This window comes from Caulobacter sp. NIBR2454, from assembly GCF_027474405.1.
GTDB lineage: Bacteria > Pseudomonadota > Alphaproteobacteria > Caulobacterales > Caulobacteraceae > Caulobacter.
This window is the reverse complement of sequence record NZ_CP114871.1, coordinates 419,976-433,786: the sequence shown is the minus strand read 5'-3', so window position 1 is coordinate 433,786 and position 13,811 is coordinate 419,976. Positions and strand designations below refer to the sequence as shown.

8 protein-coding genes are annotated in these 13,811 nt (G+C 67.2%); 3 read left to right on the top strand and 5 right to left on the bottom strand.

The annotated features are described in order from the left end of the window. Positions 1-187: 187 nt before the first annotated feature. Positions 188-2,344 (bottom strand): alpha-glucuronidase family glycosyl hydrolase, encoded by a 2,157-nt coding sequence (locus tag O5K31_RS02055; protein WP_269715473.1) that lies wholly within the window; start codon positions 2,342-2,344, stop codon positions 188-190. Between the two features lie 161 nt (positions 2,345-2,505). Between O5K31_RS02055 and manD the strand changes: the two genes are divergently transcribed. Both manD and O5K31_RS02045 read left to right on the top strand, forming a co-directional pair. Continuing rightward, complete coding sequence (manD, locus tag O5K31_RS02050) at positions 2,506-3,717, top strand: D-mannonate dehydratase ManD (protein WP_269715472.1); 1,212 nt, start codon at positions 2,506-2,508, stop codon at positions 3,715-3,717. Between the two features lie 96 nt (positions 3,718-3,813). After that, entirely contained in the window at positions 3,814-4,557 is a 744-nt protein-coding gene (locus O5K31_RS02045; protein WP_269715471.1) for a FadR/GntR family transcriptional regulator, read from the top strand. On the opposite strand, the gene O5K31_RS02040 is transcribed toward O5K31_RS02045, so the two are convergent. The 4 genes from O5K31_RS02040 to O5K31_RS02025 are packed head-to-tail and all read right to left on the bottom strand — an operon-like array spanning position 4,554 to position 12,346. Beyond that, entirely contained in the window at positions 4,554-7,130 is a 2,577-nt protein-coding gene (locus tag O5K31_RS02040; protein WP_269715470.1) for a glycosyl hydrolase 115 family protein, read from the bottom strand. The two genes, O5K31_RS02045 and O5K31_RS02040, sit on opposite strands and share 4 nt — an antisense overlap. Next, complete coding sequence (locus O5K31_RS02035; RefSeq protein WP_269715469.1) at positions 7,130-9,529, bottom strand: glycoside hydrolase family 3 N-terminal domain-containing protein; 2,400 nt, start codon at positions 9,527-9,529, stop codon at positions 7,130-7,132. Before O5K31_RS02035 ends, O5K31_RS02040 begins: the two co-directional genes overlap by 1 nt. A 25-nt stretch (positions 9,530-9,554) precedes the next feature. Further along, positions 9,555-11,234, bottom strand: a complete 1,680-nt coding sequence (locus O5K31_RS02030) for a glycoside hydrolase family 43 protein (RefSeq protein ID WP_269715468.1) — start codon at positions 11,232-11,234, stop codon at positions 9,555-9,557. Next, complete coding sequence (locus O5K31_RS02025; protein ID WP_269715467.1) at positions 11,225-12,346, bottom strand: endo-1,4-beta-xylanase; 1,122 nt, start codon at positions 12,344-12,346, stop codon at positions 11,225-11,227. The genes O5K31_RS02030 and O5K31_RS02025 overlap by 10 nt, the downstream gene beginning before the upstream one ends. Positions 12,347-12,490: 144 nt before the next feature. Here O5K31_RS02025 and O5K31_RS02020 point away from each other — a divergent pair, with 144 nt between their 5' ends. After that, positions 12,491-13,810 carry an MFS transporter gene (locus O5K31_RS02020; protein WP_269715466.1) on the top strand — a complete coding sequence of 440 codons (1,320 nt, stop codon included), beginning with the start codon at positions 12,491-12,493 and terminating at the stop codon, positions 13,808-13,810. Position 13,811: the final 1 nt, after the last annotated feature.

Here is a 13,811-nt window from a genome sequence, read left to right as displayed (position 1 = left end):
CGACGGGCGGGCTCCCCCAGCGTGGGAGTCCCCGGACCGCGTGAGTAACCCCCTCACGCCTCGCCCCGCTCGACCGCATCCCCGCCACAGCAACAGCGCTGGCCGCGCGCCCTTCCACGTGGCGGAGACGAGGGCAAGAGTACGGGAGGTGAAACGGGGGCGGATAAGTACGCGCTTCTCCCCATCATCAAATCCCCGGCGCCTCCGGGAAGCTCAGGGCCTCGTAGTAGGACAGTGGCTTGGGCGGCGGGGCGTAGCCGGCCGGCAGGGGGCGTTCGGAGAAGGTCTGGAAGTAGGCGATGGAGGCGTCGCGCCACCACTGGGCCTCCTTCTCCTGGATGGCCAAGAAGGCGCCAACCTGGGCGTGGCGCTCGGAGTCCACATAGGGCGTCAGGCCTGCCCAGGTGTTGCGCATGGCGGTGACGTCGGCGACGCCGCCCGTGTAGCGGACCACCAGTTCGTCCCACAGGGTGCGGCCGGAGCGGGCGCGATAGTCCCACGGCAGGTGGTGGAACCAGAGCAGGTCCTTCTCGTCGATGCGCTTGAGGTCCTCGAACACGGCGGCGACCTGAGGCGCGTACTGGCGGGTGGCGCCACTGCCCGTGGGGGTGCGGTCGAAGCCGATCCCGCCCTTGTCGGCGCGGTGATAATAGACCGAGGTCCAGTCGGCGCGCTCGCCGCCGGCGACCCAGGGACCCGGGCCGTAGTGGTGGCTGCGGGCCATCAGGTGATGCAGGCCGAGCGGGGTCATGTAGTCGACCACCGCCTCGCGCGATCCCATCATCATGTCGACGGTCGGCTTGAGGAAGGCGGCGTCGTTGGAGAAGGTCTGGCGGGCCCATTCGTCCGCGATGTCGCGAGCCGACAGATAGGGGTCCCAGGCCATGCGGCCGAAGACGTACCAGTTGGCCTGGTCGAAGTCCGAGCCCGACCAGTTGCGGTCCGTGCCGATGTTGGCGACGCCGACCATGCCTGTGCGCTTCTGGCCGAACAGCGAGCCGTCGATGACCTTGGCGACGGTCGAGCCCTTGCCCCGACGCCAGGTGTCGGCGGTCAGGGTCTCTTCGTACATCGTGCCCAGGTAGGCCAGGTGCGTGGCGAAGCCGAGGTATTCCTTGGTGATCTGGAATTCCATGGCCAGCGGCGTCTTGGGCGTCGCGCCGAACAGCGGGTGGAAGGGCTCGCGCGGCTGGAAGTCGATGGCGCCGTTCTTGACCTGGACGATGACGTTGGAGGCGAACTTGCCGTCCAGAGGGACGAACTCGTCATAGGCCTGCTTGGCGCGATCGTCGGGCTGTTCGTGCGAATAGACGAAGGCCCGCCAGATCACTTCGCCGCCGTGAGGGGCCAGGACCTCGGCCATCATGTTGGCGCCGTCGGCATGGGTGCGCTTGTAGTCCTGGGGACCGGGCTGGCCTTCGGAGTTGGCCTTGACGGTGAAGCCGCCGAAGTCGGGGATGTAGCGGTAGATCTCGTCGGCCTTGGCTTTCCACCAGGCGCGAACCTGAGGATCGAGCGGGTCGGCGGTCTTGAGGCCGCCGATCTCGATCGGGGCGCTGAAGCGGGCGGTCAGATAGACCTTGATCCCATAGGGCCGGAAGACGTCGGCCAGAGCCGCGGCCTTCTCCAGGTACATGGGCGTCAAGCTGAGCGCGTTGGCGTTGACGTTGTTGAGGGTCGTAGCGTTGATCCCGAGCGAGGCGTTGGCGCGGGCGTAGTCCGTGTAGCGAGGGTCCTTCCAGTCCGGCAGCTTGTGCCAGTCCCAGATCGACTGGCCCGAATAGCCGCGCTCGACCGTGCGATCGAGATTGTCCCAGTGGTTCAGCATGCGCAGCGCCACTTTGGGCGCGGAGGCTATGTCGAGCGCGTCGATCGGCTGGCGGGTCTGGATCAAGCGCAGATAGGCGAAGGCGCCATAGAGGACGCCGATGTCGGAATTGGCGGCAATCACCGTGGCGCGGGCGCCGTCGATGCGAACGCTGCGGATCAGGTAGCCCTCGGGTCCCGCCTTCTCCAGCGGCAGCTTCAGGCCGGCGACGACGGCCGAGGACTTCGGCGTGCCGAACACCACCGCGCCCTCGCGAACGGCTGAGGCGACGGGCGGCGTCGCGCCGAGCAGGCCGGCCAGACCCCGCGTCAGTTCAGCCTGGGCGGCGTCGAGGGTTGGCGACGGCGTTCCGGCGACCAAGGCCGTCGCGAGCGGCTGGTATCGCGCCTGGGCCTGCGCCTCCACGGGGCGATAGCGGAGCCAGAGGTCGTAGCCATCCTCGGCATAGGCGGCCGGCGCGCAGAGCACAGCGGCGAATAGGATGATCAGACCGCGCAAAAACGTCGGTACGCCCATGGAGAACCTTTCCAACCCTAAGCGCCCTTGGCGGGCGTCATTGCCACCTCCCTACAGCCTTGGGCGGCGGAGGTCGAGACACTATGAGCTTATTGGTCAGACCTCTAGGTTGACAACCTGCGCGGCGAAAACGATACCGGTACCAATAAGGGAAGCGCCCAATGTTGAAGATCATCGCCGCCAAGGTCATCGTGACCTGCCCCGGCCGCAACTTCGTAACCTTGAAGATCATCACGTCAGACGGCGTGCATGGCGTCGGCGACGCGACCCTGAACGGGCGCGAGCTGGCCGTGGCGGCCTATCTGACCGAGCACGTGATCCCCTGTCTGATCGGGCGTGACGCCCATCAGATCGAGGACATCTGGCAGTTCCTGTATCGCGGGGCCTATTGGCGCCGGGGGCCTGTGACCATGTCGGCCATCGCCGCGGTGGACATGGCCCTGTGGGATATCAAGGGAAAGGTCGCGGGCCTGCCCCTGTACCAGCTGCTGGGCGGGGCCTGCCGGACCGGGGTGATGGTCTATGGCCACGCCAACGGCCAGACGGTGGAGGAGACCCTCGACAACGCCGCAGTCTATGCCGCCGAAGGCTACAAGGCCATCCGCCTGCAGTCGGGCGTCCCGGGACTGAAGGGGACCTATGGGGTCTCCAAGGACAAGTTCTTCTACGAGCCGGCCGACAGCGACCTGCCGAGCGAAAGCCTTTGGTCAACCGAGAAGTACCTGCGCACCGTGCCTGGCCTGTTCGAGGCGGCGCGGGAGCGGCTGGGTTGGGACGTTCACCTGCTGCACGACGTGCATCACCGCCTGACGCCCATCGAGGCCGGCCGGCTGGGCAAGGACCTGGAGCCCTATCGTCCGTTCTGGATGGAGGACGCTACGCCGGCCGAGAACCAGGCCAACTTCCGCCTGATCCGCCAGCACACCACCACGCCGCTGGCCGTGGGCGAGATTTTCAACTCGATCTGGGACTGCAAGCAGCTGATCGAAGAACAGCTGATCGACTATATCCGGGCGACGATCGTCCACGCGGGCGGGATCACCCACCTGCGCAAGCTGGCCAGTTTCGCGGCGATCCACAATGTGCGGACCGGCTGTCACGGAGCCACGGACCTGTCGCCGGTGTGCATGGGCGCGGCCCTGCACTTCGACCTGTCGATCCCTAATTTTGGCATCCAGGAATACATGCGGCATACGGCAGAAACGGATGCGGTGTTCCCGCACGCCTACAGCTTCGCCGACGGCATGCTGCATCCAGGCGAAGCGCCGGGCCTGGGCGTGGATATCGACGAGGCGCTGGCCGCCAAGTATCCCTATAAGCGCGCCTATCTGCCGATTGCGCGCCTGGAAGACGGCTCCATGCACGACTGGTGAGCGGTCACGCCTGACCTGCGATGAGGCCGCATTGGCGGGGAAGAGAAAGCTGACCTATGCTAGGTGCAGTCGTCTTACCTCGTCGCCGAATCGCACATGACCGCCAGCAACAAGCTTTACCGCCGCATCGCAGACGCCATCGCCGAGGCGATCGAGAGCGGGGCCTACAAGGTGGGCGACCGCCTGCCGACGGAGCGTGAGCTGGCCGAGCAGTTCGGCGTCAGCCGCCCCACGCTTCGCGAGGCGATGATCGCCCTGGAAATGCTGGGCATGGTCGAGGCCCGCCACGGCCTGGGCATCTATGTCACCGGCGGTTCGCGGCCGATGACCACGTCCTGGGACTTCGAGATCGGCGCCTTCGAGCTGATCGAGGCGCGCCGCCTGTTCGAGGGCGAGGCCGCGGCCCTGGCCGCCACCACCATCGACGACGAAGACCTGGCGGAGTTGGAGCGCCTGCTGGCCCTGATGACCTCGCAAGAGGAAATCAAGGGCGAGGACGCCGACCGCGACTTCCACCTGCTGATCGCCCGGGCCACGGGAAACGGAGCCATCGCGGCCACGGTCGAGAACCTGTGGGAGCTGCGCAACCGCTCGCCCCTGGCTCGCAACATCCTGGTCCGCGCTCGTGGCCTGGGCCTGGAGCCGCGAGCCAATGAGCACCGGCGGGTGCTGGACGCCCTGCGGGCCCGGGATCCCGTGGCCGCCCGCCAGGCCATGCGCGATCACCTGGAGCGGGTGATCGAACACCTGCTGCACGCCACCGAGACCGAGGCCCTGCAGAAGGCCCAGCAGGAAACCACGGCCCGCCGCAGCGCCATCGCCAAGCGGGTCGCGATCTAGCGCGCCGCCACGCCGAGATAGGAGGCGGGGAACCCTCCCGTCCCGATCACCAGCTTTTGCAGCACCACGTTGTCGTCGAGGCGCCAGACCTTGACCACATGCTTGCCGGCCGCGACGCCGGGGAAGCTGGCGCGCACCACGCGGGCGTTGTCCTCGACCGCCTTGTTCCAGTCGCGCTGCTCTTGCGTGCGGGTGTCGGTGGGCGCGGGCAGCAGGCGATCGGTCAGGACCTGCATGGGGCCGTCGTCGATGGAGACGCCGAGCCGTAGGCTGGTCTTGCCCGTGACGTCCAGGGTCGGAGACAGGTAGAGCTCGACCGTCAGATCGCCGGCCTGAGCCACGGAGGTTTCGTATTCCAGGCGCACGCCGTCGGCCTGGGTGGTCGGGGCGCGGCCCTGAGGCAGAGCGACCACCGAGCCTAGGGTCCGGCCAAGGTGCGGGATCACCGTCCACTCCAGGCCCTGGCCGCCGACGGCCCGCGTGAACCGCGGCGCCTCGATGGCCGCGACGCCGGGCGCCGATACGGGCGTCGGCTTGGCGAAGACGATCGGCTTGGCCGCTCCGCCCACGCGCTGGACCTTGGGCATGACATTGGCGGGCGGCTGCTGCCAGTTGGTGTAGCCGATGTGGGTCTGAAGCATCATGCCGTCCCACTTGCCGCCGCCCAGGGCGTGATAGGCGCCGGCGATCTGCTGGTCTCGGGCGAAGGCGGCCTCAGCCTGATCGGCGAAGGCGTCGGCGCGGGGGTCGCTCTTGGGCGCCAGGCGCTGGTTCCAGGCCACGGCGTAGTAGAGCTCGTACAGGTTGGACAGAGCGGCGACCGGATGCTCGACCAGCTGGAAGAAGGCGTCCGACTGGGCCGGGGTGATCGCGGCCTTCGCCTTGGCGACGTCGGCTTTGAGGGCGCGCCACTCGTCGATCATGATCCCGAACTCGCCGCCATCCATAGCGTCGCCGTCCGGACCCAGGGGGAAGCTGCCGGCGTTGATCAGCTCGGGCTTGCGGCGCGCGGCGAGTTGGCCGTAGCGGGTTAGGATGTCGCCGATCCTGGCGGCTTGGGCCGGCCCGAAGGCGTCACGCGCCCAGTCTTGCGGATAGCGGGCCAGGGCCTCGGGCGTCATGGCCTCGGGATTCCAAGCCTGCTTCATGAAGAAGCTGAGCGGGAACTCCATAGGCTTGATGTCGCCGACATTGACGATCCACAGGGCCCGCGCGCCCTTGGCGTAGGCGAGGTCCATCTGCTGCCAGGTCTTCTCGTTCTGGACGGTATTGAGCCACTTGTAGTTCCGTGGCGCCCCCACATAGTCGAAGTGGTAATAGACGCCGTAGCCGCCGGCCCGATCCGAATCGCTGGTCGGCAGGCGGCGGACCTGGCCCCAGTTGTCGTCCGCGAACAGCAGGATGACGTCGTCGGGGACCTTCATCCCGCGGTCGTAATAATCCTGAACCTCCTTGTAGAGGGCCCAGACCTGGGGCGTCTTTTCCGCCGGTTTGCCAGTGACGTCGGCGATGATCTTGCGCTGGTCGGAGACGATGGTCTCCATCAGGCCGATGGCGGTGTCCTCGCTCATGGCTTCGTCGCCGTCGCCGCGCATGCCGATGGTGACGAGGTTCTCGTAAGGCTGACCGTTCCCCTTGGACATCATCCGCTCGACGCCGCCGCGCCAGAAGATGCGCAGTTGCTCGCCGTTCTTGGCGTAGTCCCAGGCGCCGGCCTTGGCCCGGCCCCATTCGTCGTGAGCGCGGGTCAGGGGTTCGTGGTGAGAGGTCCCCATGACCACGCCCATCTCGTCGGCCAGAACCATGTTGCGCGGATCGTCGGCGTTGAAGGCGCGCGGCTGCCACATGGCGGGCCACAGATAATTGCCCTTCAGACGCAGCATCAGCTCGAAGACATGGCGGTACATGTCGGCGTTGGCGCCGCCGAATTTCTTCTTGGACCAGGTCCCGAAGGCGGGGTCCTCGTCATTGATGAAGAAGCCGCGGTAGCGAACCTTGGGCGCGTCGGATCGCTCGCCCGCGGTGATGAAGACGTTCGCCTTGCGCTCAGTCGGCACGTCCGCGAACCAATGCCAGGGCGAGACACCCATTTTCTCCGACAGGTCATAGGCGCCGAACACCGCCCCGCGCCGGTCGGAGCCGACGATCACCAGGGCGCGCGGCACGTTCGGGAAGGGACGCTCGACCACGATCTGGCGATAGGCTTCCCACTGGCCGGCGAGGTCGTCGGCCTTGATCTTCCCATCGCGGACCAAGGCGTCGATGACGGGGCTGCCGCCCTGGACGCCGATGATGACGAGGTCGCCCTTGGCCAGCGCCACGTCCGTCAAGCGCGGAGCGGCCTTGCCGCCGACACGCTGGAGATCGGCGGCGAAGCTGTCGGCCACATGGCGGACCGCCGGGTCGGCGACCGCGTCGATATAGACGCCCGCCGCCTGGCCGCCGCGGATCAGCGGAAAGCTGCCGGCGATTTCCTGGGCGCAGACGGACACTGGCGTCGTGCAGGCGCGCGCCAGAGTCGGGGACATGGCCGCGCAGGCCAGCGCCCCGGCGAGTAGAAGGACGCGGAGCATCAGACCACCGTCAGGGTCGTCGACTTGAGATCCACGGAGTTGGGGCCGGCCATGATGGTGAAGTCGCCCGGCTCGACCACGCGCTTCATCTCAAGATTCCAGAACCACAGGTCGGACGGCGCGATCTCGAAGGCCACGGTGGTCTTGGCGCCGGGGGCCAGGGTGACGCGCTTGAAGTGCTTCAGCTCCAGCAGCGGACGGGTGACCGAGGCGGCCACGTCGCAGACGTAGAGCTGGACCACCTCGTCGCCGACGCGCTGGCCGGTGTTGGTCACATCCACCTCGACCCGGACCTTCTCGCCCATGCCGATCCTGGCCTTGGCGAGGCGGGGCGCGGACATGTCGAAGGTCGTGTAGCTGAGGCCGAAGCCGAACGGATAGAGGGGCGTGGTGTCGCCCTGCAGATAGCCCCGGCGGGCCGTGGGCTTGCGGTTGTAGTAGATCGGCAGCTGGCCGACGTTGCGCGCGATGCTGACCGGGAGCTTGCCGCCCGGATTGGCGCGGCCGAACAGGATGTCGGCGGCGGCGAAGCCGGTCTGCTCGCCCAGGTACCAGCCCTCGATGATGGCGTCGGCGCGCTCGGCCAGCAGGTTGATGGAGAGGGGGCGGCCGTTGAGCAGGAAGACCACGGTCGGCTTGCCGAGATCGAAGATAGCCTTGGCCAGGTCGTTCTGCTGACCGATCAGGTCCAGGCTGTCGCGGTCGCCCAGATGATTGTCGGCCCAGGCCTCGCGGCTGGTCTGCTCGTTGTCGCCCAGGACCATGACCACCACGTCGGCCTTCTTGGCCACCTCGACCGCCTCGGCGATCAGCTTGGCGTTGACAGCGGGGTCGACGAACTTGACCTCGTCCTGGGCCCAAATGCGCTGCTCGGTGATCCGCACCGCCTCGGCGTAGTCCAGGGTAAAGCCCTGGGCCTGGGCCTCGGCGGTCAGGCCTTCGTGGATCGAGACCACGTGGCGCGGGATGTCCGAGTAGCCGCCGATCGGCGTATCCTTGGCGTGCGTGCCCAGCAGGGCGACGCGCTTGAGCTTCTTGCCGTCCAGCGGCAGAACGCCCTTGTCGTTCTTGAGCAGGATCACCGCCTTGCGGGCGGCTTCGCGGGCGAGGGCCACGGCCTGCGGCGTCGCCGTCTTGGCGTCGGCGGTCTTTTCGTCGGCATAGGGATTTTCGAACAGGCCGCCCTCGAACTTCATGGTCAGCACACGCGCCACGGCGGCGTCGACCTGAGCGAGCGGGATGCGGCCCGAGCGGACCAGTTCGGGGATCAGGGCATAGGCCTCGCCGTCCGGCAGCTCGACATCGACCCCGGCGTTCATGGCCATCACCGCCGTGTCCGAAAGCTGGTCGGTCAGCTTGTGACGATCAATCAGCTCCTTGATGGCGAAGTAGTCGCTCTGGACCGAGCCCTGATAGCCCCATTCGGTGCGCAGGATGTCGGTCAGCAGCCAACGGCTGGCGTGGGAGGGTACGCCGTCGATCTCGTTGTAGGAGGGCATGACCGAGCGCACCGGCAGCTCTTTCACCGCGCGCTCGAAGGGCGGGAAGAAGTTCTCGCGCAGGGTGCGTTCGGCGATCTGGGCCGGGCCGACATTGATGCCGTTCTCAGGCTGACCATGGCCAGTCATGTGCTTGAGGGTGACGAACACCTTGTCCTTGGCCAGCGGCAGGGTCGTGCCCTGGAAGCCGCGAATGGCGGCCAGGCCGATCTCGGCGCAGACATGCGGGTCTTCGCCATAGGTCTCCTCAATGCGACCCCAGCGCGGATCGCGCGCCACATCGACCACGGGGGCCAGGGCCATGTTGGCGCCGCGGGCGCGCATCTCACGGGCGGCGCAGGCGAAGACCTGTTCGACCAAACCTGTGTCGAAAGTGGAGGCCAGCGCGATCGCCTGCGGGAAGCTTGTGGCGTCGCGGGCGACGTAACCGTGCAACGCTTCGTCGTGCATCAGCATCGGGATGCCGAGACGGGTATTCTCCATCGCCCACTTCTGAGCGGTGTTGATGTAACGCGCGGTCTCCGGCGCGTTGCGGTTGACGCTGTCGGCCTCGGCGCCGGCGGCGGCGCCCACCACTGTCACCGGCTTGACGCCGCGACGGTCGGACGGGCGGGAGATCTGGCCCAGGCCGTGCGGGAAGTTCTGGGTGGCGTTGGCCGGTGAGAAATCGCCCTTGTCGTTCTGGATCTTGGCCTTGGTCAGCCAGATGCCGATTAGCTGGGCCGCCTTCTCCTCGAGGGTCATGCGGCCGAGCAGGTCTTTCACCCGGGCGTCCACCGGCTGGCGGGGGTCCTTGTACAGGGGCGTGGCAGCCATGGCGCGCGGGCCGACGGCGGCGACGGTCAGGGCGGCGAGGCTGACGCCCAGATGGCGGCGGGTCATGCTCGTGGCTTGGGACATGGAACGGGTCTCCATCTGAGTGTGCTTACTGCCCCGATTGGGCATAGGGGCCGATGAGAACGCCGACGAAGCCGCCGGCTGTCTTGGTGCTGAGGATGCGGCCGTCGGCGTCCTTGGCGAGGACGGTCCAGCGACCGGGCTGGGCGGCGTAGGAAAAGTCGTAGGTCCCGCCCCGCGCCTCGACCTTCAGATCGAGCGGCGCGCCGGGCGCGAGGGTGACAGGGGCGGAGGCGACGACCACGGGCGCGGCCTGTCCCGACCGCCTTTCCAGACGCACGACGTCACGACCGCCATCGCGAACGAGGCCGAGGAAGTAGAAGTGCTCGTCGCTCTGCATGGCGAGCAGGCCCGCCTTGTCGCCGTTCTTTTCCGGCGTGAAGCGGACCGTCGTGGTCGCTGTCATGTTCGTATGCTGCTGGCGACGCCCCCAGAAGGAGGGCTGGGCCGAAAGGTCGCCGACCGCATCGGGGCGGGCATCCAGGGCGAGCGCGCCGCCATCCAGCCGCCACCAGGCGGTCTTCGGCGTGCGGATGGTCAGCCAGTAGGGCGGCAGAGCCTTGCCTTCGAAATCCTCGACGACCGTGAAGTCGCCGTGGGTCGGAATCTTGGGCGCGGGCTGGGGCGGCAGGTTGGGACGCTTGTGGACCACGGGGATCGTCGCATCGCCGGCCAGGATCATCGGCCAGTCATCGTCGGTCCAGGTCACCGGCAGCAGGAAGGTCTCGCGACCGGTGTTGTAGTGGTCGTCGGCATAGGGCCGGGTGGCCAGGAAGATGGTCCACCATTCGCCGCCCGGGGCCTGCACGAAGTCCGCATGGCCGGCCGAGGTGATCGGGAAGGGCCGATCCGCCGGCAGGTGGCGCTGGGTCAGGATCGGATTTCGCTCCCACGGCACGAAGGGCCCGTCCAGGGTGCGGGCGCGATAGACCGTCTGGGAATGGTCTTCGGCCGTGCCGCCCTCCGCAGCGATCAAATAGTACCAGCCGTTGCGCTTGAAGATATGCGGGCCCTCGGCCCAGATCGGCTTCTTGGCCAGGTCGACGCCGCCATTGACCAGCACCCGTCGGGGACCGGTCAGCTTAATGGCCGCCAGATCAAACTCCTGGATCCAGATGGCCCGGTGGCCTTCGTACAGAGGCGTTCCTTCGGGCGGGCCGTTATTGACCAGCCAGACCTTGCCGCCCTCGTCGAAGAACAGCGACGGGTCGATGCCGTCGAACTCCGGCAGCCAGATGGGATCGGACCACGGGCCGGCCGGATCCTTGGCCGTGACGATGAAATTGCCGCCGCAGTCGATGCAGGTGTTGGCGATGTAGAAGACGCCGTTGTGATGCTCGATCGCCGGAGCGAAGACCGCGCGCGAGGTGCGCAGGCCGTCGAACTTGAGCTGGCCCGGCCGGTCGATGGCGTTGCCGATCTGGGTCCAGTTGACGAGGTCGCGGCTGTGGAAGATCGGGATGCCGGGGAAGTAGGCGAAGGTCGAGTTGATCAGATAGTAGTCGCCGCCCACCTGGGTGATCGACGGGTCGGGATAAAAGCCGGCCAGAATGGGGTTGAGGTAGTCGCCCGGCCCAGGCTTCACCGTGGCATAGACAGGGTCGTTCCCTGAATAGGTGAAGCGGTCGAAGCGCGCTTCGGCGGCCTGGGCCGCGACGGCCGCGCCTGACAGGGCGGCGGTCAGGATCAGCTTGTGAATCAGGCCCATGGCTTACGCTCCGGAGCCGCGCGGAAGGCGGCGGCGATGGCTTCGCGCAGGGGCTTGGCCCGATAGTCGGAACCGTACGGGGTTCCACGCTTCTCCAGCTTGTCGGGACGGGGCTGGTGGCCCTGCAGCCAAGTGTACTTGTCGATCATGCCCCAGCAGAGCACTTCCTTGGTCTGGGGATAGCTGAGCATCACGTCGAGGAAGGCCTTGGCCTCGTCAGCCACGATCCGGTCGCGGATGGCGGGGTCGGCGGGCAGGTCCTTGTCGTTGACGTCGAACTCGGTGAGGGCGAGGTCGTAGCCCATGCCGACGGCCTCATCGATGAAGCGGCGCCATTCCCGCTCCTGTCGGGGGCCCTGGCCGGTGGCCTGATCGCCCTGCCCTGTGCCGAGATGGCCTTGCACGCCAAAGACATCGACGGGGGCGCCGTTCTTCTTCAGCCGCTCCAGGAGGCGCAGCACGCCGGCGCGGTGCTTCTCGTCCCCCGCGTTCCAGCCCATGTAGTCGTTGTAGGCCAGCTTGGCGTTCGGGGCGGCTTGGCGGGCCAGGTGGAAGGATGCTTCCAGCACGCCCTGGCCCATGGCCTTGGACAACGAGGTCTCGCGCAGCTCGCCGGTGGCGTCGTTAACCGCCTCGTTGACTACGTCCCAGGAGCCGATCTGCGGATAGCGGGCGCAGACGGCGCGGATGTGTTCGCTCAGCAACGCCTCGGCCCGGGTGGCGGGGTTTGGGCCGAAGTCATAGTCGTTGAGCCAGGCGGGGAACCAGCGCGGGTGGTGCCACAGCAGACAATGGCCGCGCAGGGCCATGTCGTTCTGCTTGGCGAAGGCGGCCAAGAGGTCGGCGCGCTCGAAAGCGAAGGTCTTGTCGTCGGGCCGCAGGACGTACCACTTCAGCTCGTTCTCGGGGACGATCATGCCGCATTCGCGAATGATGATGTCGCGGTAGCGGGCGTCCTCGAAAGGCTGGCCGGTCCCCAGAGCCGTGCCGAAATGCAGGCCCTTGGCCTTGGCGAGCTGGGAAAGCGAAGGCTCCTGCGCCTGGACTTGGCCCAAGAGTCCCGTGGCGGCCAATCCCGCGGATAGGCTCAGGCAGGCGCGGCGCGTCAGCATGGATGCTTCCCCTTCCTTAGTCCGCCGGCCTTTGGCCTTGGCGGGTCGTTTCCCTATTCGCCCTTGTCTATCGCCGGGCATTGTCAGACTTTGTGGACTACAAGGTCAGACCAATCAAGCTTCTTTGGTACCGGTAACGCGAACATGCCGCGTAAGACGGCGCAAGGCGAGGAAAAGGCGATGAAGACCCTAAAGGCCCTGCGCTGGTGGATGATCGGACTGATCATGCTGGGGGCGATCGTCAACTATCTGACGCGCGCGACCCTGGGGGTGGCGGCGCCGACCGTGCTGACTGAACTGGACATCACCACCAAGGAGTACGGCTGGATCACGGCCGCCTTCCAACTGGGAATCATGCTGCAGCCGGTGTGCGGCTACGTGCTGGACGTCATCGGGCTGAAGACCGGATTCGCCCTGTTCGCCACGGCCTGGTCGCTGATCACCATGGCTCACGGCCTGGCCAACAACTGGCCGATGCTGGCCGGCCTGCGCGGACTGCTGGGCCTGGCGGAAGGTTCGGCCAACCCGGCGGGGATGAAGGCGGTGTCCGAGTGGTTCCCGGCCAAGGAGCGGGGCATGGCCGGGGGCGTCTACAACATCGGCGCGTCCGTCGGCTCCATGCTGGCGCCGCCGCTGGTGGCGTGGGCGATCCTGTCGTGGAACTGGCGGGCGGCCTTCGTCGTCACCGGGGTGATGGGCCTGTTCTGGGTGGCGATGTGGCTGAAATTCTACCAGCCGCCGACCAAACATCCGCGCCTGTCGGACGAGGAGCGCGACTATATCGCCGCCGGGCAGGAGCAACATCTGGGCGCGGCCGACAGCAAGCCGTCGCTGGTCCATATCCTCAAGCAGCGCAACTTCTGGGGCATCGCCCTGCCTCGCTTCCTGGCCGATCCTGTGTGGGGAACCCTGGCCTTCTGGGCGCCCCTGTATCTGGCCACGGCGCGCGGCTTTGACCTGAAGCAGATCGCCATGTTCGCCTGGCTGCCCTTCGTGGCGGCGGACCTGGGCTGCCTGTTCGGACCGACGGTCGCCCTGTTCCTGCAACGGCGTGGGGTGAGCCTGATCAACGCCCGACGCGGAGCGTTCACGGTGGGCGCGGTGCTTATGATGGGCATGGCCTTCGTCAGCCAAGTGGAGAGCCCCTATGCGGCGATCGCCCTGTTGTGCCTAGGCGGCTTCGCGCACCAGACCCTGTCGGTGACGGTGATCACCATGTCGTCGGACCTGTTCCGCAAGAGCGAGGTGGCCACGGTCGCAGGCATGGCCGGCACCTTCGGCAATTTCGGGGTGCTGATCTTTTCGCTGATGATCGGGGGCCTGGTGGCGACAGTCGGCTACGACCCGTTCTTCATCGCCCTGGGCGTGCTTGATCTTGTCGGCGCCGTGCTGCTGTGGACCCTGGTCCGCGATCCGGCGCGCGCGCCGAAATCCACCGCCGTTCCCCCGCCCCTTACCGTCTGAG

Excerpts from the sequence above, each read along its gene's own strand:
- O5K31_RS02055 (WP_269715473.1), bottom strand. The coding sequence starts at position 2,344 with ATGGGCGTACCGACGTTTTTGCGCGGTCTGATCATCCTATTCGCCGCT.
- manD (WP_269715472.1), top strand. The coding sequence starts at position 2,506 with ATGTTGAAGATCATCGCCGCCAAGGTCATCGTGACCTGCCCCGGCCGC.
- O5K31_RS02045 (WP_269715471.1), top strand. The coding sequence starts at position 3,814 with ATGACCGCCAGCAACAAGCTTTACCGCCGCATCGCAGACGCCATCGCC.
- O5K31_RS02040 (WP_269715470.1), bottom strand. The coding sequence starts at position 7,130 with ATGCTCCGCGTCCTTCTACTCGCCGGGGCGCTGGCCTGCGCGGCCATG.
- O5K31_RS02035 (WP_269715469.1), bottom strand. The coding sequence starts at position 9,529 with ATGTCCCAAGCCACGAGCATGACCCGCCGCCATCTGGGCGTCAGCCTC.
- O5K31_RS02030 (WP_269715468.1), bottom strand. The coding sequence starts at position 11,234 with ATGGGCCTGATTCACAAGCTGATCCTGACCGCCGCCCTGTCAGGCGCG.
- O5K31_RS02025 (WP_269715467.1), bottom strand. The coding sequence starts at position 12,346 with ATGCTGACGCGCCGCGCCTGCCTGAGCCTATCCGCGGGATTGGCCGCC.
- O5K31_RS02020 (WP_269715466.1), top strand. The coding sequence starts at position 12,491 with ATGCCGCGTAAGACGGCGCAAGGCGAGGAAAAGGCGATGAAGACCCTA.